This window comes from Mesorhizobium sp. CU3 (assembly GCF_006442965.1).
Classification (GTDB): Bacteria; Pseudomonadota; Alphaproteobacteria; order Rhizobiales; family Rhizobiaceae; genus Mesorhizobium.
Map to the genome: position 1 here is coordinate 14,681 of NZ_VFWX01000024.1, position 18,299 is coordinate 32,979.

Here is an 18,299-nt window from a genome sequence, read left to right on the forward strand (position 1 = left end):
CGTCACATCCTGAACACGCCGAACTTCGTCTCCTCTATCCCGGCATTGAGCGCTGCCGAGAGGCTCAGCGCCAGCACGTCGCGCGTCTTGGCCGGATCGATGATGCCGTCGTCCCAGAGCCGTGCAGATGAATATAGCGGATGGCCCTCATGCTCGTATTTCATCAGGATCGGCTTGCGGAATTTTGCCTCCTCATCGTCGCTCCATTCGCCGCCCTTGCGCTCGATGCCTTCGCGCTTGACCATGGCAAGCACCGTCGCCGCCTGCTCGCCGCCCATCACCGAGATGCGAGCGTTCGGCCACATCCACAGGAAGCGGGGCGAATAGGCGCGGCCGCACATGCCGTAATTGCCGGCGCCGAACGAGCCGCCGATGATCACCGTGAGCTTCGGCACCTTCGCGGTCGCCACCGCCATCACCAGCTTGGCGCCGTCCTTGGCAATGCCGCCGGCCTCGTATTTGCGCCCGACCATGAAGCCGGTGATGTTCTGCAGGAAGATCAGCGGAATGCCGCGCTGGCAGCAGAGCTCGATGAAATGCGCGCCCTTCAGCGCGCTTTCCGAGAACAGCACGCCATTGTTGCCGATGATGCCGACCGGCATGCCGTAGAGATGCGCAAAGCCGGTGACCAGCGTCGTGCCGTAATTCTGCTTGAACTCGTCGAACTCCGAACCGTCGACCAGGCGCGCGATGACCTCGCGCACGTCATAGGGCTGGCGCAAATCCGTCGGCACGATGCCGTAGAGTTCGCTCGGATCGTGAAGCGGTTGAATCGGCTTGTGTAGATTCAGGCCTAGAGTCTTGTTCCGATTCAGGTTCCTGACGATGCGCCGGCAAATGGCCAAGGCGTGTTCATCGTCCATTGCGTAGTGGTCGGCAACGCCGGAAAGCCTTGTATGCACATCGGCGCCGCCGAGCTCCTCGGCGCTGACGTCCTCGCCGGTAGCCGCCTTCACCAGCGGCGGGCCGCCGAGGAAGATGGTCGCCTGGTTGCGCACCATGATCGTCTCGTCCGACATCGCCGGCACATAGGCGCCGCCGGCGGTGCACGAGCCCATGACGCAAGCGATCTGCGGGATGCCGGCCGCCGACATGTTGGCCTGGTTGTAGAAGATGCGGCCGAAATGCTCGCGGTCTGGAAACACCTCGTCCTGGTTGGGCAGATTGGCCCCGCCGCTGTCGACCAGATAGACGCAAGGCAGGTTGTTCTGCAGCGCGATCTCTTGCGCCCTGAGATGCTTCTTCACCGTCAGCGGGTAGTAGGTGCCGCCCTTCACCGTCGCGTCGTTGACGACGACCATCACCTCGCGGCCCTCGACGCGACCGACGCCGGTGATGATGCCGGCCGAGGGGATGTCCTCACCATACATCGACCACGCCGCGAACTGGCCGACCTCAAGGAAGGGCGAGCCGGTGTCGAGCAACTGCGCCAGCCGCTCGCGCGGCAGCAGCTTGCCGCGCGAAACGTGGCGTTCGCGCGCTTCGTCGGAACCGCCGCGCTCCACGCTTGCCGCCTTGTCGGCGATGTCAGCGACCAGCGCCCGCATGCGATCGGCATTGGCACGGAAGGCGTCGGAGGAGGGGGAGATCTGGGAGGTCAAGGCGGACATTGACGAACCTCAAATGATATCATATTTTAGTATCACTTGGGCTCTCGCCCTAACCCCAGAGGAACTGATCACAAAGGTATTCGATTGGGGAGAGGCGAAAGCCATGAAAGCAGCGCACCGGCAGACACTGGACAAGATATTTGCGAACCCTGTCAGCGCCTCGATAAAGTGGCGCGATGTCGAGGCGCTACTGATCGCGCTTGGAGCCGAGGTTTCGGAAGGCAGCGGCTCGCGGGTCCGATTCACGATATCCGGCCAGACGCTATTCCTGCACCGGCCGCATCCGTCACCCGATACCAAGCGGTGGGCGGTCAGGGATATCAGAGAATTTTTGACGAACGTTGGAATAAGGCCATGAAGCTTTACAAGGGATATGCCGGTTCGATCGAGTTCGACGACGAGGACATGGTCTTCCATGGCCGCATCCTTGGCATTCGCGATATCGTTACCTTTGAGGCAGAGACCGCTGAGGAATTGGTGAAATCGTTCCACGACAGCGTCGACGACTACCTTGCCTTTTGCAAAGAGCGTGGTGTCGATCCGCAAAAACCCTATTCCGGCAAGCTCGCTCTCCGCACCACGCCGGAAATCCATGCCTTGCTTGGCAAGGCGGCAGCCAGCGATGGAAAATCGATCAACCAGTGGGTATCCGACACGCTCGCCGAAGCGGCCCGCAAGCGGGTCGATGAAAGCTCGACGAAGGTGACGAGCAGAGCTCACTAAACCGCCTCCGCCATGATCTCGCGGCCGATCAGCCAGCGGCGGATCTCGCTGGTGCCGGCGCCGATCTCGTAGAGCTTGGCGTCGCGCAGTAGCCGCCCGGTCGGATAGTCGTTGATGTAGCCGTTGCCGCCGAGCAACTGCAATGCGTCGAGCGCCATCTGCGTTGCTTTCTCGGCGGCGAACAGCACGCAGCCGGCGGCATCCTTGCGGGTCGTCTCGCCACGGTCGCAGGCGGCGGCCACCGCATAGACATAGGCGCGGGCGGCATTCACCGTCGTGTACATGTCGGCAAGCTTACCCTGGACGAGCTGGAACTCGCCGATCGGCCGGCCGAACTGCTTGCGCTCGTGCACATAAGGCACCGCCACATCGAGGCAGGCGGCCATCAGGCCGAGTGGGCCGCCGGACAGCACCGTCCTCTCATAGTCGAGGCCCGACATCAGCACCTCGACGCCGCGGCCTTCCTGATGCAGCACATTGTCATAGGGCACCTCGACATCCTCGAACACCAGCTCGCCGGTATTGGAGCCGCGCATGCCGAGCTTGTCGAGCTTTTGCGCCACCGAGAAGCCGGCCATCGTTTTCTCGAGAATGAAGGCGGTAATGCCGCGCGAGTGCCGTTCGGGATCGGTCTTGGCGTAGACGACCATCGTTTGGGCGTCGGGGCCGTTGGTGATCCACATCTTCGAGCCGTTCAACACATAGCGGTCGTTGCGCTTTTCGGCACGCAGGCGAAGCGACACCACGTCCGAGCCGGCACCGGGTTCCGACATGGCGAGCGCCCCGACATGTTCGCCCGAGCACAGAGCGGGGAGGTACTTTTCCTTCTGCGCCGGCGTCGCCCAGCGGTTGATCTGGTTGACGCACAGGTTCGAATGCGCGCCGTAGGAAAGGCCGACCGAGGCCGATGCGCGCGAGATTTCCTCCATCGCCACGACATGCGCGAGATAGCCCATGCCGGTTCCGCCGAAATCCGGATCGGCGGTGATGCCGAGCAGGCCGAGCGCGCCGAGCTCGCCCCAAAGATGCGCCGGGAATTCATTTTCGCGGTCGATTTCGGCCGCGATCGGCGCGATCCTGTCCTGGGCGAAGCGTCTTACCGTGTCGCGCAGCGCCTCGATGTCGGGATCATGCCCGAAGCTGAGCGTATTCGTGTACATGGGCCTCCTCCCTGGTATCGGTTTTTACGCCGACGAGCCGCATTGTCATGGAAAGATATGTCGTGGTGACTTCATGGATCGACAGCCGCTCGCCTGGACGGAACCAGACGATGACACCGGTCATCATCTGGATCAGCGCCATGGCGGTGAGCCCGACATCGTCGATCTCGAAACGGCCCGCTTCGGCGCCGTCGCGCAGGATCGCGCGCAGTTCCTTCTCATAGGCGGTGCGCATCTTCAGGATATGCGTCAGCCGCTCATGCGACAGGCTGCGCAATTCCATGTTGGAGACATGCGTGGCGTGGCGCCGCTCGATATGGAAGGCGATGTGGTTCTCGACATAGGCGGCCAGCCGGACGGCCGCGTCGTCGCTGGCTGGCCGGGCTCTGCCCCAGGCCTCTATCAGGCCCTCCATATGCTCGCGCATCAGCGTGAACAAAAGGTCCTCCTTGGTGGGAAAATAGCGATAGAGCGCGGCCGCCTGCACACCGACTTCCGCCGCAAGCTGCCGCATCGACATCGCCTCGTAGCCGAGGCGCGCAATCAGGCTGACCGCCGCTTCTCGGACAGCCGCCGCGGTCTTTTCGCCATCGGAACCAGTGGTGCGCGCCATCGTCTGCCTCCCGAACTATTAATAAAACGAACGTTCAATTAATTCAAGGGGCGGTATCTGCTCTCCAGGGTGGTTGACTGAGTCAAATAAATGGCGGTAGTCTCGACCTGCCTTTTGCTGGAGCCTGACATGCCGGTCGAGCGCGGTTTGCTGATCGCTGAAATCCGTGGTTTCAACCGGTTCTACACGGGCCTGGTCGGCTTGCTCGACGAAACCCTGATGCACAGTGGCCATGGCCTGGCCGAAGCCCGGGTGCTGTTCGAACTGGATCGCCGGTCCGGCGTGCCCGTCGCCGGCATGAGCGGCGTGACCAGTTTTCTCGCGAAGGCCTTCTGTCTCGACGTTGGGACGGCGGCGTCGGAAATCGCCCTCGCGCTGCGGCTGGATCCGGCCTACGTCACGCGCATATTGAGGAAACTTGCCGCTGCCGGCATGACCGAAATGCGCGTCGATGGAAAGGGCAGGGGCCGTCGCCTGTCGTTGACCGCCCGCGGCCATGCGGCGCTGGCAGGATTGCAGGCGGCGACCGATCGCGATTTGGCCCGCCTGACCGCCGGCCTTGCCGACGACGAAGCCTGCGAGCTTTCCGACGCCTTGAGCGCATCACACGGCTGCTCGGCGGTGGCACGCGAGAGATTGCCAAGGGCACGCTTTAGTCGCTGCGGAAAGCCCGGCTTGCCTGGTCGGTCAGCGGCTTCAGCAGATAGGACAAGACAGTGCGGTCGCCGGTCTTGAGAAACACCTCGGCCGGCATGCCGGGTTTCAGCTCCAGCGGTCCCGCCTGCTTGAGGCTCGCCTCGTTTAGCGCGATGCGCACCGCATAATAAGCCACACCCGCTTTCGGGTCCTCGATGAGGTCGGGCGAGATGCGGTCTACCTGTCCCTCGACTTCGGGCGTCGTCTGCTGACTGAAGGCCGAAAGGCGGAGCGTCGCAGGCTGTCCGATACGGACCTGGTCGATGTCTTGCGGGGCGACGCGCGCCTCGACCACCAGCGCGTCGGCCGTCGGCACGATCTGCATGATCGCCTCGCCGGGAGCGATCACGCCGCCGACCGTGTGGACCACCAGTTGGTGCACACGGCCGGATTGCGGGGCGCGGATGTCGATCTGCCTCAGCGATTGCTCGGCGGCGATCTTGCGCTCGCGCAACTCGCCCATCTTGGCGTCGATCTCACGCAATTCGCCGGCCACTTCGCTGCGCATGTCCTGGTCGATCTGGATGATCGCCAGCTCGATCTCGCTGATGCGGCCGCGCGTCTGTGCAGCGGCTGCAACGAGCTGGCCGTTTTCACCGTCGAGCCTTGCCTGGGCTCGCTCGCTCTCGGTCTTGCGCGAGATCGGCACCAGCTTCTTCTTCCAGAGGCTGCGCATGCTGTCGAGCTCAACCTTGGTCAGCGTGATCTCCTCCTGCTTGCTCTTCAACTGCGCCTCGATGCCGGCGATCTCCTGGCGCAGTTGCACGACGCGCTCGCGCAATTGGGAAACCTGGCCATCCCGCGCCTGCCGCCGGAGCGAAAACAGCCGGTTCTCGCCATCGATCAGGTGGGCGATCTCGGGGTCGGATGCCTTTGCCAGCAAATCCTCGGGATAGGTCACCACAGCAGCGCCGTCCCGCTCGGCGATCAGCCGGGCGCGGCGGGCGGCAAGCTCGTCGAGATTGTTGTCGACGATGCCGAGATTGGCGCGCGCCACCGTGTCGTCGAGCCGTACCAGCACGTCGCCCGCGGAAACCATGCTGCCGTTCTGCACGTTGAGCGCGCCGATCACGCCGCCTTGCGGATGCTGGACGGCCTTGACGTTGGAATCGACGACCAGATGGCCGCCCGCAACCACGGCTCCGGCAAGACTACTCGCCGCTGCCCAGAGGCCGAGCCCGCCGACCAGCAGAGCTGCGGCGATCGCTCCGATTCGCACATTCCTGCGGATCGCCTGGCGCAGGCTCTGCTGCTGCGGCGAAGCGCCTTCCACGGGTTTCGCGCCGCGATCGAGCAGGTTGATTGACCGGGCCTTGGCGATCCGCACGACGTCTCGCATGGCGCGCAATTGGTCGGCTTTGAAATAGCTCGCTACCGCTGCCATCTCAGCCCGCCGATCCGACCGCGTGCAGCGGCGTCGCCACCGGCTGCAGGGCCTGCCGCGCGATATCGCTCTTCAGCCCGAACGCTTGCTGCCGGCCGCCGTTCAGCACCAGGAGATGATCGAGCGCGGCAAGCGCGCTCGGCCGATGCGCGACCACGATGACGATGCCGCCGCGCGCCTTGATGCCTTCGATGGCCCGCGTCAGCGCCTGGTCGCCGGCAGCGTCGAGATTGGAATTGGGCTCGTCCAGTACCACCAGGAACGGGTTGCCGAACAGCGCGCGCGCCAGCGCCACGCGCTGTCGCTGTCCGGCCGACAGGGCAGCACCGCTCTCGCCGATCTCCGTCTGATAGCCTTCCGGCAGGCGCAGGATCATGTCGTGCACGCCGGCGGCCTGCGCGGCCTCGATGATCGCCGCCGGCGTGGCGGTCTCATCGAAGCGGGAAATGTTCTGGCCGACCGTGCCGGCGAACAATTCGACGTCCTGCGGCAGATAGCCGACATGGCGGCCGAGCGCCTGCGCTGGCCACTGGTCGAGCGCCGCGCCGTCGATCCTGATTTTCCCGCCGGCCGCCGGCCAGACCCCGACCACCGCGCGGGCGAGCGAGGATTTTCCGGAGCCGCTCGGGCCGATGACACCCAGGCCGGATCCGGCCTTCAGCGAAAAGTCGATGTCCTCCGCCACCATCCGCTTGCCGCCGGGTGGTGCGACGCCGACATGTTCGACCGCTAGCGTCGCGCTCGGCGCCGGCAGATCCATGCCGCTCTCGCTGGCCGGAAAGACGGCGAACAGATCGTCCAGCCGCTGCCAGCTCTGGCGCGCGTTGAGGAAACTCTTCCAATGCGCGATGGCCAGCTCGATCGGCGCCAGCGCGCGCGCGGTGAGGATAGAACTGGCGATGATGATGCCGGGCGTCGCTTGCTGGTAGATGACCAGATAGGCGCCGAGCGCCAGCACCATCGACTGCAGCATCATGCGCAGGATGCGGGAGACAGCACCGAAGCCGCTGGTCAGGTCGCTCGCCTGAGCCTGCGCCTCGCGGAAGGCGTTGTTCGCGTGGTTCCAGCGTTTGGCCAGCCTTTCGCCCATGCCCATGGCGGCCAGCACCTCGGCGTTGCGGGCGCTCGCCTGCGCGATCGCGCCGCGCCTGGTGCCGAAGCCGGACATCGCCTTGGTCGGGCCGCGAACCATGCGGTCGGTGAGCGCCGTCAGCGCCACCAGGAGCAGCGCGCCGACCAGTGCGGCGACGCCGATCCATGGATGGAAGAGAAAGCAGACGACCACATAAAGCGGCATCCACGGCAGGTCGAACAGGGCTGCGGGGCCGGGGCCGGAGAGAAAGCCGCTGACCTGGTCGAGATCGCGCAGCGCCTGCAGGCCTTCGCCGCGGTCGCGCGTCCTCAGCGGCAGGCGCACGAGGCAGTCGAAGACGCGGCCGGCGATGAGCTCGTCGATGCCGGCGCCGATGCGCGTCAGAACCCGCGCCCGCACCGCGTCGAGCACGCCCTGGAAGGCGTAGAGCACCGCCACCAGGACGATCAGCGCAACCAGCGTCGGCACGCTGCGGCTGGGCAGCACGCGGTCGTAGACCTGCAGCATGAACAGCGAGCCCGACAGCATCAGCACGTTGATCAGCCCGCTGAAGGCGGCGACAGCCGTATACGGGCCGCGGAAGGAGGCAAGCGCCTTGCGAAGCTCGGAAGGTTTCTGCTCTGGCGACGTCGAGCGTATCAGATGGTCCTACCCCGGATTGGCATATCGTTCGGTTGCCGGTCGGCGGGCCGCGACTGCGGCGCGGTCCGCCACAGGCGATGGATCAGCCGACGAAATCCGCCGTCTGATGGTTCGAATGTTCGGCGATCTGCGCCAGGATCTTGTTGACGGTCGACTGCGCGGCATCGGCCGCATCACCGAACATCGGATTGTCGGCGGGCAGGTGATCGTGCAGTGCCGCCACGGCCTTTTCCACCGCCTGGTGGACGTGGTCCGATGCGTCCGGCACGGTCGCCAGCTTGGTCGGCAAGCCCTTGCTGAACTGGAAGTGATCGCCGTCGAACGCAAGCGTATGCTGCTTGCCGGCGCCGTCTCCCGACTCGGTGAACCCCCGTGTGCCGGAACGATGCCCGAAGAAGTCGGCGAGCCAGGTTTTGGTATTCGTGCCGGTGTCCTGGCCCGTGGTCGGCGTGGCCGGCGCGGGGCTGGCGCCGGAACCGCTGTCCTCGGCCGATGCGGTCGCCGCCAGCGAGCCGGATTTCATCACCGGATCTATCAGGTCGCTCTTGACATTCTTGGTGCCGATCGTCGCCGTCTTCGTCGTGGTGGCGATGTTGGCGCCTGAGAAGGTCACCGTGTAGGTGCCGGGCTTGAGCACCAGGTCGTAGCCGCCCGCGGCAGAGGTGGTGGTCTTGAAGGTCTGGCCGGCGGAATTCTTGGCCGTCACCGTGATGGCGCCCAGCCCTTCGCCCGGATCGTAGAAACGATCGCCGTCCTTGTCATCGAAGGCGACGCCGGTGAGGAACAGATCCGTGCCGCTCTTGGCGAAATCCTCGGTGACGAAGGCGCTGCTGCGGCCCTGGTAGTCGCCGACCTCGAAGGCAAGCCCGACCTCTCGGAAATTGGCATTGAGGATATTGGCGCGGTGCCCCGACGAATTCATCAGATTGGTATGGAGGAGCTTGACCTCGTCGACATAGCCGGTCGGCGCACGCGTCGTTGCCCAGGCGATGTTCTCACCGGTCGCCCAGGAACCGCTGAGCACATAGCCGGCATTCTTCATGCGCGTCGTCGGCGAGGTGCCGCCGGAACCGGTGTGGGAGAACGTGTCGGTCGCCAGCATCCATTTATCGTGTCCCTCGGCGGCTTCGCTAAGGTCGTTGTCGAAGGCGAGAGGCTGGACGCCCGCCTTGGCGCGCTCGGCATTGATGAGCTCGAGCAGATATTGCTCGTTGGCATTGTGCTGCGTCATTGAAAATCCCCGTTGATTCTATCGGTATGGAACCCCCTGATTCTGCGTCGCCCGACCTCTGGCTGGGGACCAAACACGTTTATGACAGCGTGCTAAAGTAAAAAATTAGAATATACGCACATATATCGTGTTCGAGGTTCTGCTAAGGCGGTTCGCCATTTCGCCGAACTGCTACATCTCTTTGTTTTCACGCAATTTTGGGTAAAGCGCTTGGCAAAGGCGCTTCCCGCCCGTCACGCATTTTTTCCCGCAATTGCCCTCGTCAGGCGATGATGCGGAAGTCGGCCGGCGCCTCGGCATTTGACAATTCCGCGACCTCGACATGCGACACCGCGGCGCCGCGCGGCCCTTGCCGAAGGCGATCGATCATGGCCGCCACGGCGTCGCTATTCCCCGCGATCAATGCCGACACCGAACCGTCGGGTTCGTTGCGGACCCACCCCGTAAGCCCGAGGCGCATCGCTTCGCCGCGCGCCCAGACCCGGTAGCCGACGCCTTGCACCTTGCCCGAGATGCGAGCCTGGATTGCTCTGTGCTCAGCTTGCATTGGTGCTCCGTCAGGCTCTATGCCACGCAGAATCTGGCAGGGCGCCCGCAAAAGACAACAAGGTTCGAGCGAGGTCTGGCGCTGCCGCTAATTCCCGCGCGCCGCCGCCAGCGCGCCCGGCAGTTCCTGCGCGAAGATGTCGAGTTCGTGGTCGAGCCCGACGCTGACCCGGATGCAACGGTCGAGCCCCGGCGCCATCGGCTTGCGGATGAAGACGTCGCGCGACAACAGGCCCTGCATCACCTTGAGCGCGAAGGCGCCGTCTTTGCCGCAATCGATGGTGACGAAGTTGGTTGCCGACGGCAGCGGCTTCAGGCCGTTCTCTTCGGCGATCGCCGAAATCCGCCGCCGCCCGGCGGCCACGCGCTCCACCACGGAGCGCAGATAATCCTGGTCCGCCAGCGCCTCGAGGCCGACGATCTGCGCCATGCGGCTGACGCCGTAGTGGTTGCGGATCTTCTCGAAGTCGCGGATCACCTCGGCTTCGGCCACCGCATAGCCGCAGCGTATGCCGGCCAGCCCATAGGCCTTGGAGAAGGTACGCATGCGGATGACGTTCGGCCGCGACACGTCGATCGGCGGCAGCGCCGAGGCCGGCCCCAACTCGCCATAAGCTTCGTCGAGCACCAGCATGGTGGTTTGCGGCAACGCCTCGATGAAGCGCGTGACGTCCGGCGCCTCCCACCAGCTGCCCATCGGATTGTCGGGGTTGGAAAGGTAGACCAGCAGCGCCTTCTCGCTCGCGACCCTGGCGAGAAGCCCCTCGAGGTCTTCCTTGTCGTTGGCATAGGGCACCGTCGCCAGGCGGCCGCCGACGCCGGCGATGTGGAAATTGAAGGTGGGATACGCGCCGAGCGAGGTGACGACGGCCTCGCCCGGCGCGACATACATGCGCGCGACCAGGCCGAGCAGCCCGTCTATGCCCTCGCCGACGACCACGTTCTCGACCCCCACGCCATGATGCGCGGCCACCGCCACCTTCAGTTCGTAATTGTCGGGGTCGCAATACATCCACTGGTCGCGCGCGACGGCCTCCATGCGGGCCATGACGCGCGGCGAGGGCCCGAAACTGCTCTCATTGGCGCCGATGCGGGCGCGAAAAGGCCGCCCGCGATCGCGCTCCTGCGCCTCCGGTCCGACGAACGGCACTGTGGTGGGAAGCGCGCCGACCACCGGCGTGAGGGAAGGGCGAAGACGCATGGCAAGCTCGCGTGGAATGAGGAGCTTCTTGCTAGCGTGGCGGCGGGATGGGCGCAAGGTTGGCGCGGCGTGTCGGAGGCTGGATTCCTGCGTGGCTTTTTGCTAGCGAGGTTGGATGAACAATCGTCTGCCGCCCGCCTGGGCAAAGCATATCAAGTCCGGTCCCGCGCCGAAACCCCGCTTGCCCCAGCCAAGTCCCAACAAGGCGAATCCGTCGGCGCAGGCGCGTGTTGACGATCAATTGCTGATGCGGGCCTACGAACATCAACAGGCCAAGCGACTGGCCGAGGCCCAGGATCTATGCCTTGAGGTGCTGGCGCGTACTCCGAACCATCCGCTGGCGCTTTACATCATGGGCACCGTTTGTCTAGGCTACGACGACGAGGTCGCGCTGCGGTATTTCGCTCGAGCGCTTGGCGAGGAGCCTAGAAATCCATACTACCATCTCAGCTTGGGCGAAGCCTATGCGAAGCAGAGCGAGTTTTCGGCCGCGATCAAGCACATCCAGTATGCCCTGGAAGTGCAGCCCGACCTTATCGAGGCGCTTTGCGCCCTTGGTGGCGTCTACACCCAGTTCGACAAACCCGACCTTGCTTTGCCGCTTTATGAAAAGGCGCTGAAGATCAACAGCGACCACCCCAAAGCACGGATCGGAATGGCCGCAGCCCTTACCGGCCTCGGGCGCATGGATGACGCTGCGTCCTATCTCAAGGAGACAATCGAACGACGCATTGACGTGGCGGCCGCCTACTATGACCTCGTGCAGACAAAAAAATTCACCGAGGAGCCGCCGGAATTACAGGCGATCCAGCGCGATCTGGAAAGTCCGGAACTCAAACCTGAGGGCAAGGCGAGTCTCAACTACGCAGCTGGCAAAGTGCTGAATGACCTCAAGCGCTACGCAGAGGCGTTCGACCATTTCAGCAAGGCCAAGCAGGCCGAAGGCTACGAGTTCGACATTGACAGGCATCGTCGTTTCATCGACTCGACGATCGAGACCTTCACGCCGGACTTCTTTGCCGAAAGGTCGGGCTATGGCAACCCGTCCGAAGCGCCTGTGTTCGTGGTCGGTATGCCCCGGTCGGGGACGACGCTCACGGAGCAGATATGCGCCAGCCATCCCGGGGTCCATGGTGCCGGAGAACTCAGCAAGCTGAGACGGGTGGCCAACGCGATCGGGCTGCAAACATCGGCTTCCGACTTAAGCAAACCGGTGGCGACGATCACCGAAGACCTGTCCAGGACCTTGGCCGCGGAGCATCTTTCCTATCTGGGGGAACGTGCGCCAACCGCGCTGCGCATCGTTGACAAGATGCCGCATAATTTCGAACTGATCGGCCTCCTCACTCTCCTCTTTCCCAACGCGCGCATCATCCACTGCCGCCGCGATGCCATCGACAATTGCGTGTCATGCTATGTCCTGCCCTTCAGTTCGGCGCACAGCTACAACTCGGACCTGCGGGCGCTCGGCCTTTATTATCGCGAATACGACCGCTTGATGCGCCACTGGAACGACGTTTTTCCGGGTCGCATCTTCGAGAATCGTTACGAAACTTTGGTTGAGGATCAGGAAACACAGTCCCGCCGCCTAATCGACTATCTCGGGCTACCCTGGGATGATGCTTGCCTGCGCTTCTTTGACAGAGATGGCTCGGTCAATACCCCCAGCCGCTGGCAGGTTCGCCAACCGATCTATAAATCGTCGGTAAAGCGTTGGAAGAACTATGAGCGCGAGATTCAACCGTTGATCGAAGCACTGGGCGATCTGGCCGAAACATAGCGCGCGGCTCTGCCGAGTTGAATTCGGCCTCTTGTTTTTGCCCGAGACAGCAGATGAGTCAGAGACTGCCACTGATCCGGGTCAAGCTTTAGACTTGAGGCGGCCTTCTCACGTGGCGACTACGGAAAAGTGATCATTTCCTCCAGCCGAAACGGATGGTTTCATGCTGGATTCGCCTGAATTTTCTGTTAGCCGGAATGATGGTCAATCGACTGCCGCCCGCCTGGGCCAAACACCTCAAGGCCCAAACTTCGGCGAAGGTCGTGGCACCGAAAGCCCCACTGAAAGTTCAGCCCCACGCCGGTCCGCCCCGCAATCAAGCTGATGGCAGGCTACTGACGCAGGCCTACGAACTGCAGAAGGCCGGGCGGCTGCAAGAATCCGAGGAGCTATGTCTCAGCGTCTTGGCGCGTACGCCAAACCATCCGCTGGCTCTGTATACCTTGGGTACACTTGGAATAGGATACGACGACGAGAAGGCCTTGCGCTATCTTGCTAGGGCGGTCGGTGAAGAGCCGCAAAATCCCTACTTCCACCTTACCCTTGGCGAAGTTTATCTGCAGCTCAGCGAATTTACGCCGGCAATCAGACACATCGAACGCGCCCTGGCCTTGAAGCCGGATTTGGTGGAGGCGCTTTGCGCCTTGGGCGATGCTTACAAAGCATCCGACAAGTCGGAAATGGCGCTGCCTCTTTTCGAGAGGGCGCTCAAGATTAATCCAGATCACTCATCGGCTCGGTTGGGGCTGCCCAACGCGCTCGCAAGCCTTGGTCGTATGGACGAAGCCGTGGTTCATCTGAAAGACGCCATAGAGCGGCGTATTGAGGTGCCAGCAGCCTACAATGTACTTATGCACGCCCGCAAATTCACGGAAGAGCCACCGGAACTCGCAGCAATCTTGGCGGAACTGCAACAGCCGAACCATGGATCTGACGGATTGCAGGAGCTTCATCACGCTGCGGGCAAGGTGCTCAACGACCTGCGTCGTTACAAAGAGGCGATCGACCACTTCAAGCAAGGAAATCAAACCGGCCGCAAATTCGATCTGGACAACTACCGCCGATGGGTCGATGCCATGATCGAAACTTTCACGCCGGAACTCGTGGCCTCAAAAGCCGCTTATGGGAATCTATCTGACGTACCTGTTTTCATACTGGGCATGCCTCGATCAGGCACGACACTGACTGAGCAGATTTGCGCCAGCCATCCCAATGTTCATGGCGCCGGCGAACTCAGCAAGCTTAGGCGGATAGCGAATGGAATCGGGCTCGGATACGGATCTTTCGCGAGTTTGAGCGAAGCGGCCGCTTCGATCACGCCTGAACTCTCTTCGACGCTGACCAAGGAACACCTTGCCTATCTCCGAGATCGGGATCCGAACGCGCTTCGGATTATCGACAAGATGCCCCACAATTTCGAGTTGATCGGCCTGATCGATATTCTCTTTCCCAACGCGCACTTTATTCATTGCCGTCGAGATGCCATCGACAACTGCATTTCATGCTTCATTCTGAAATTCAATGATGGGCATGCCTATAGCACTGATCTTGAGACGCTCGGGCTTTACTACCGGGAGTATGATCGCCTGATGCGCCACTGGGACCGCATTTTTCCGGGGCGCATCTTTCAAAACCGCTATGAGGCAATGATTGAAAATCAGGAAGAGCAGTCGCGCCGCCTGATAGACTATCTCGGGCTCCCTTGGGACGATGCTTGTCTGAAATTTTTTGATAGAGAGGGATCGGTAAATACTTACAGCAACTGGCAGGTTCGCCAGCCGATCTACAGTTCGTCGGTCAAGCGATGGAAAAACTATGAAAGTGAAATCCAACCATTGATCGACGCCTTGGGCGATTTGGCCGAGACCTGATCGGGCCGTATGATTTTGTCGCGCCGGGAAGCGGAGTGCGATGGGCGCCGTCGAGCGGCAAAGGTCGCGTGGGAAGCGGTAACGGGACTTTGCCGCCAGCGCGACCGCCTGCGTGCGCTGGTTCCGCTCACGCCGAATTGTCTGAATATGACTTCACGAAGCGACGACGGAAAAGTGATCGTTCCTTGACGCTGGCACAGCCGGTCTCTTGCTGGATTCCGCGCAGTTTTCTGTTAGCCGGGATGATGGTCAACCGACTGCCGCCCGCCTGGTCCAAACATCTGAAAGCGCCGGCTGCGCCAGTGGCCGCGCCCTTGCCGAGAGCAAAGCCGTCACCCCCTGCGCAGACGGACGACGTGCTCCTGAGGCAGGCGGTCGAGCTCCAGCAACTCAAACGGTTTGCAGAGGCTCAGGAACTGTGCTTTCGCGTGCTGGAGAGGACGCCAAATCATCCGGTAGCCCTTTATGTCATGGGCACGCTGGTGCTTGGCTTCGATGACGAGCTGGCGTTGCGGTATTTCGCGCGGGCGATCGGCGAAAACCCTCACAACCCCTACTTCCACCTTGGCCTGGGCGAAGCCTATTCGATGGTCGGGGAACATTCGTCCGCGATAGAGCATTTTCAGCACGCCCTCGAGCTCCAGCCCGACATGGTCGAGGTGCTTTGCTCGTTGGGGCGTGCTTACGTCAGGGTCGACAAGGCTGAATTGGCCTTGCCGCTTTACGAGAAAGCGCTCGGCATCAACCGCGATTACCCCAAGATTCGTACGGGTCTGGCCGGCGCGCTCACCAGTCTCGGCCGCATGGATGACGCCAAGGTCCATCTCGAAGAAGCGATCGAGCTTCGCGTCGCGATGCCGGCTGCCTACAACAGTCTGGTCAACACGCGCATATATTCCGAAGAGCCGGCCGAACTCAAAGCCATTCTGAGGGAACTCGACGATCCGCGGCTCGATCCGGAAGGGGCGGAGAACCTTCATTATGCCGCCGGCAAGGTGCTGAACGATCTTCGGCGCTACCAGGACGCCATGGATCATTTCAAGAAGGCCAAGCTGGCGGCGGGTCACAAGTATGATCTGGAGTCCTATCGCCGTTGGGTCGACGCCACGATCCGCGTTTTCAGTCCGCAAATGCTGGCTGCCAAGGCAGGTCACGGAAACCCGTCCGAAGTGCCCGTCTTCGTTCTGGGCATGCCGCGTTCGGGAACAACATTGACGGAGCAGATTTGCGCCAGCCATCCCGATGTGCATGGCGCCGGCGAACTCAGCAAACTGCGCAGAGCGGCAAACGGGCTCGGCCTCACCAACACCTCGGCGGCGGAGTTGAGCCGCTCGGTCTCGTCGATCACTGGCGACCTGTGCAAGACATTGGCCGATGAGCATTTGTTCTATCTGCGCGAGCGGGCGCCTTCGGCCCTTCGTATCGTCGATAAGATGCCCCACAATTTCGAGTTGATCGGCCTCATCGGAATTCTGTTTCCGAACGCGCGCATCATCCACTGCCGCCGCGATGCCATCGACAATTGCGTTTCATGCTTTACCCAGATCTTCCGCGGAGCACATGGCTACAACGCCGATCTGCGCACACTCGGGCTCTACTATCGGGAGTATGATCGGTTGATGCGACACTGGGAGAAGCTCTTCCCCGGTCGTATCTTGGCAAGCCGCTACGAGGAGCTCGTCGGGGACCAGGAAGCCCAGTCCCGCCGGCTCGTCGATTTCCTCGGCTTGCCGTGGGACGATGCCTGCCTGCGGTTTTTCGACAGGGGGGGCTCGGTCACAACTCCCAGTCGCTGGCAGGTTCGTCAGCCGATCTACAAGTCGTCCGTCAAACGCTGGAAGAATTACGAGAACGAAATCCGGCCGCTGATACAGGCGCTTGGCGATCTCGCGGATATTTGAGCGAAAGGCGCTCGAGAGATGATCGCAGGCGGGCCGTCATGCTGGATTCCAAGGCCTGTTTTTGCTAGCCAGAAGTAATGAGCAACCGACTGCCGCCCGCTTGGTCAAAACACCTCAAAGCCCGGTCGGCATCAGGAAACCAGCCGCCGAAAACCACGCAGCCAAAGGTCAGTCAACCATCGCTGGAGCAGGCAAATGACACGCTGCTCAGGCAGGCGCTCACTTTGTATCGTGACAACAAGGTGCTGGAAGCGGAAGCCCTGTGTCGCCGTGTTCTGGCGCAGTCGCCCCGGAACCATCTTGCCCTGTATCTGCTGGGAACGTTTGCGAGTGGTCTGGACGATGAAATGGCCATTCGCTGTTTCGAACGGGCACTGAAGGAAGCGCCGCGGAATCCCCAGTATCATTTCACCTTGGGCGAGGCCTATTTGAAAGTCGGAGAACATCCGGACGCAGTCAGACATTTTGGACTCGCCTGCGAACTGAAACCCGGCTGGGCCGATGCGCTTTGTGCGCTGGGCAAGGCAAACGCGGAATTCGGCAAGGCCGACATTGCGATACCTCTTTATCGGAGGACTCTCGAAATCGACGACAGCCACCCGCTTGCCAGAGTGGAATTGGCCAATGCGCTTGTCGGTCTCGGCCGCATGGAGGAAGCGGCAAAATACGTTAGGGAGGCGATCAGTCGTCGTCAGAATATTGGCGCTGCTTACAATAGCCTGGTCGGTATCCGAAAATTCTCCGGAGAGCCGGAAGAACTGCAGTCCATTTTGACTGAAATCGAAAAGCCGGCGCTTGATGGCAAAACAATAAGGCTGCTCCACTACGCGGCGGCCAAAATCCTCAACGATCTTCGACGGTACGAAGAAGCCATGTTTCATGCGCGGAAGGCGAAAGAGCTCTTGCCGCGGCTCAATATCGATGAATACCGCCGCAGCGTCGATTTCATGATCGACTTGTTCAGCCCTGAGATGCTGGCCGCAAGGGTAGGGTATGGAAGCGCTTCGGAAGTGCCTGTCTTTGTGATCGGCATGCCGCGTTCGGGCACCACCTTGACCGAGCAGATCTGCGCCAGCCATCCCGATGTCCACGGTGCCGGCGAATTGACGAAACTTAGGCGCATTACGAACAGGCTGGCGCCGACGACACGCTCTCCTGACGAATTGCGCAGATCGATCCTTGCTATGACGGCCGATCAGTCGAGATCACTCGCCGATGAGTATCTGGCTCACATCAGGCAAAAATCGCGGGATGCTCCGAGGATCATCGACAAGCTGCCCCATAATTTTGAGCTTGTAGGCCTGATCAGGCTGCTTTTTCCCAAGGCTCGCATCATTCATTGCCGCCGCGATACCGTCGACAATTGCATCTCATGCTATTTTCTGAACTTCAACGACGACAACGCCTACAACGCCGATCTGAGATCGCTTGGGCTGTATTATCGCGAATATGATAGACTCATGCGTCATTGGGACCGGGTTTTTCCCGAGCAGATTCTGCACAATCGTTATGAAGATCTCGTGTCGGATCAGGAAGGGCAGTCGCGCCGCCTGATCGATCACCTCGGTTTGAAATGGGACGATGCCTGCCTGCGTTTCTTTGACAAGGGCGGGTCGGTTAATACGTTCAGCCGCTGGCAGGTCCGGCAGCCGATCTACACCTCGTCGATGAACCGTTGGAAGAATTACGGCAAAGTAATCGAGCCGCTGATCGAGGCCCTGGGTGATCTCGCGGGGTCTTGAGCGCCTATTCACCGCTGGCTGGCACGGGACTGAGCGGCTCACATCGCGGCGATCCCTACAAGCGTCTGACAGTGTCGGCGCGACGATGCCGTGAGTTCCAACAAAA

The 18,299-nt window shown here is 61.9% G+C and carries 15 protein-coding genes; 7 read left to right on the plus strand and 8 right to left on the minus strand.

Features of this window, described 5'->3' with window-relative positions; all coding sequences use genetic code 11:
• Positions 1–2: 2 nt before the first annotated feature.
• Positions 3–1,610, minus strand: a complete 1,608-nt coding sequence (locus tag FJ988_RS28020; protein ID WP_140822148.1) for a carboxyl transferase domain-containing protein — start codon at positions 1,608–1,610, stop codon at positions 3–5.
• Positions 1,611–1,713: 103 nt separating this feature from the next.
• On the opposite strand from FJ988_RS28020, the gene FJ988_RS28025 reads away from it, so the two are divergent.
• Entirely contained in the window at positions 1,714–1,968 is a 255-nt protein-coding gene (locus tag FJ988_RS28025; RefSeq protein ID WP_140822150.1) for a type II toxin-antitoxin system HicA family toxin, read from the plus strand.
• A complete protein-coding gene (locus FJ988_RS28030) occupies positions 1,965–2,333 on the plus strand; it encodes a type II toxin-antitoxin system HicB family antitoxin (RefSeq protein WP_140807565.1) in 369 nt (122 codons plus the stop codon). The genes FJ988_RS28025 and FJ988_RS28030 overlap by 4 nt, the downstream gene beginning before the upstream one ends.
• Here the strand turns inward: FJ988_RS28030 and FJ988_RS28035 are convergent.
• Together FJ988_RS28035 and FJ988_RS28040 are read right to left on the minus strand one after the other, a co-directional pair.
• A complete protein-coding gene (locus FJ988_RS28035; RefSeq protein WP_140822152.1) occupies positions 2,330–3,493 on the minus strand; it encodes an isovaleryl-CoA dehydrogenase in 1,164 nt (387 codons plus the stop codon). The two genes, FJ988_RS28030 and FJ988_RS28035, sit on opposite strands and share 4 nt — an antisense overlap.
• A complete protein-coding gene (locus FJ988_RS28040; RefSeq protein WP_140822155.1) occupies positions 3,462–4,106 on the minus strand; it encodes a TetR/AcrR family transcriptional regulator in 645 nt (214 codons plus the stop codon). Before FJ988_RS28040 ends, FJ988_RS28035 begins: the two co-directional genes overlap by 32 nt.
• Before the next feature lie 129 nt (positions 4,107–4,235).
• Between FJ988_RS28040 and FJ988_RS28045 the strand changes: the two genes are divergently transcribed.
• The gene (locus FJ988_RS28045; protein WP_140822157.1) at positions 4,236–4,841 is read left to right on the plus strand and encodes a MarR family winged helix-turn-helix transcriptional regulator; all 606 of its coding nucleotides are present in this window, start codon (positions 4,236–4,238) and stop codon (positions 4,839–4,841) included.
• On the opposite strand, the gene FJ988_RS28050 is transcribed toward FJ988_RS28045, so the two are convergent.
• From FJ988_RS28050 to FJ988_RS28070, 5 genes are all read right to left on the minus strand, one after another.
• The gene (locus FJ988_RS28050; RefSeq protein WP_246688681.1) at positions 4,759–6,186 is read right to left on the minus strand and encodes an HlyD family type I secretion periplasmic adaptor subunit; all 1,428 of its coding nucleotides are present in this window, start codon (positions 6,184–6,186) and stop codon (positions 4,759–4,761) included. The genes FJ988_RS28045 and FJ988_RS28050 overlap by 83 nt on opposite strands.
• Before the next feature lies 1 nt (position 6,187).
• The gene (locus tag FJ988_RS28055; RefSeq protein ID WP_140822159.1) at positions 6,188–7,918 is read right to left on the minus strand and encodes a type I secretion system permease/ATPase; all 1,731 of its coding nucleotides are present in this window, start codon (positions 7,916–7,918) and stop codon (positions 6,188–6,190) included.
• Between the two features lie 85 nt (positions 7,919–8,003).
• The gene (locus tag FJ988_RS28060) at positions 8,004–9,152 is read right to left on the minus strand and encodes a CAP domain-containing protein (protein ID WP_140822161.1); all 1,149 of its coding nucleotides are present in this window, start codon (positions 9,150–9,152) and stop codon (positions 8,004–8,006) included.
• Positions 9,153–9,414: 262 nt separating this feature from the next.
• Positions 9,415–9,699, minus strand: coding sequence for an acylphosphatase (locus FJ988_RS28065; protein WP_140822163.1), 285 nt, complete (start codon positions 9,697–9,699; stop codon positions 9,415–9,417).
• 87 nt (positions 9,700–9,786) lie between these two features.
• The gene (locus FJ988_RS28070) at positions 9,787–10,899 is read right to left on the minus strand and encodes a pyridoxal phosphate-dependent aminotransferase (RefSeq protein WP_140822165.1); all 1,113 of its coding nucleotides are present in this window, start codon (positions 10,897–10,899) and stop codon (positions 9,787–9,789) included.
• Between the two features lie 115 nt (positions 10,900–11,014).
• Here FJ988_RS28070 and FJ988_RS28075 point away from each other — a divergent pair, with 115 nt between their 5' ends.
• From FJ988_RS28075 to FJ988_RS28090, 4 genes are all read left to right on the plus strand, one after another.
• Positions 11,015–12,679 (plus strand): tetratricopeptide repeat-containing sulfotransferase family protein, encoded by a 1,665-nt coding sequence (locus FJ988_RS28075; protein ID WP_140822167.1) that lies wholly within the window; start codon positions 11,015–11,017, stop codon positions 12,677–12,679.
• A 200-nt stretch (positions 12,680–12,879) separates the two neighbouring features.
• Entirely contained in the window at positions 12,880–14,550 is a 1,671-nt protein-coding gene (locus FJ988_RS28080; RefSeq protein WP_140822316.1) for a sulfotransferase, read from the plus strand.
• A gap of 245 nt (positions 14,551–14,795) precedes the next feature.
• Entirely contained in the window at positions 14,796–16,451 is a 1,656-nt protein-coding gene (locus tag FJ988_RS28085; protein ID WP_140822318.1) for a sulfotransferase, read from the plus strand.
• A gap of 77 nt (positions 16,452–16,528) precedes the next feature.
• A complete protein-coding gene (locus FJ988_RS28090; protein ID WP_140822170.1) occupies positions 16,529–18,193 on the plus strand; it encodes a sulfotransferase in 1,665 nt (554 codons plus the stop codon).
• The last annotated feature ends 106 nt before the right edge of the window (positions 18,194–18,299 follow it).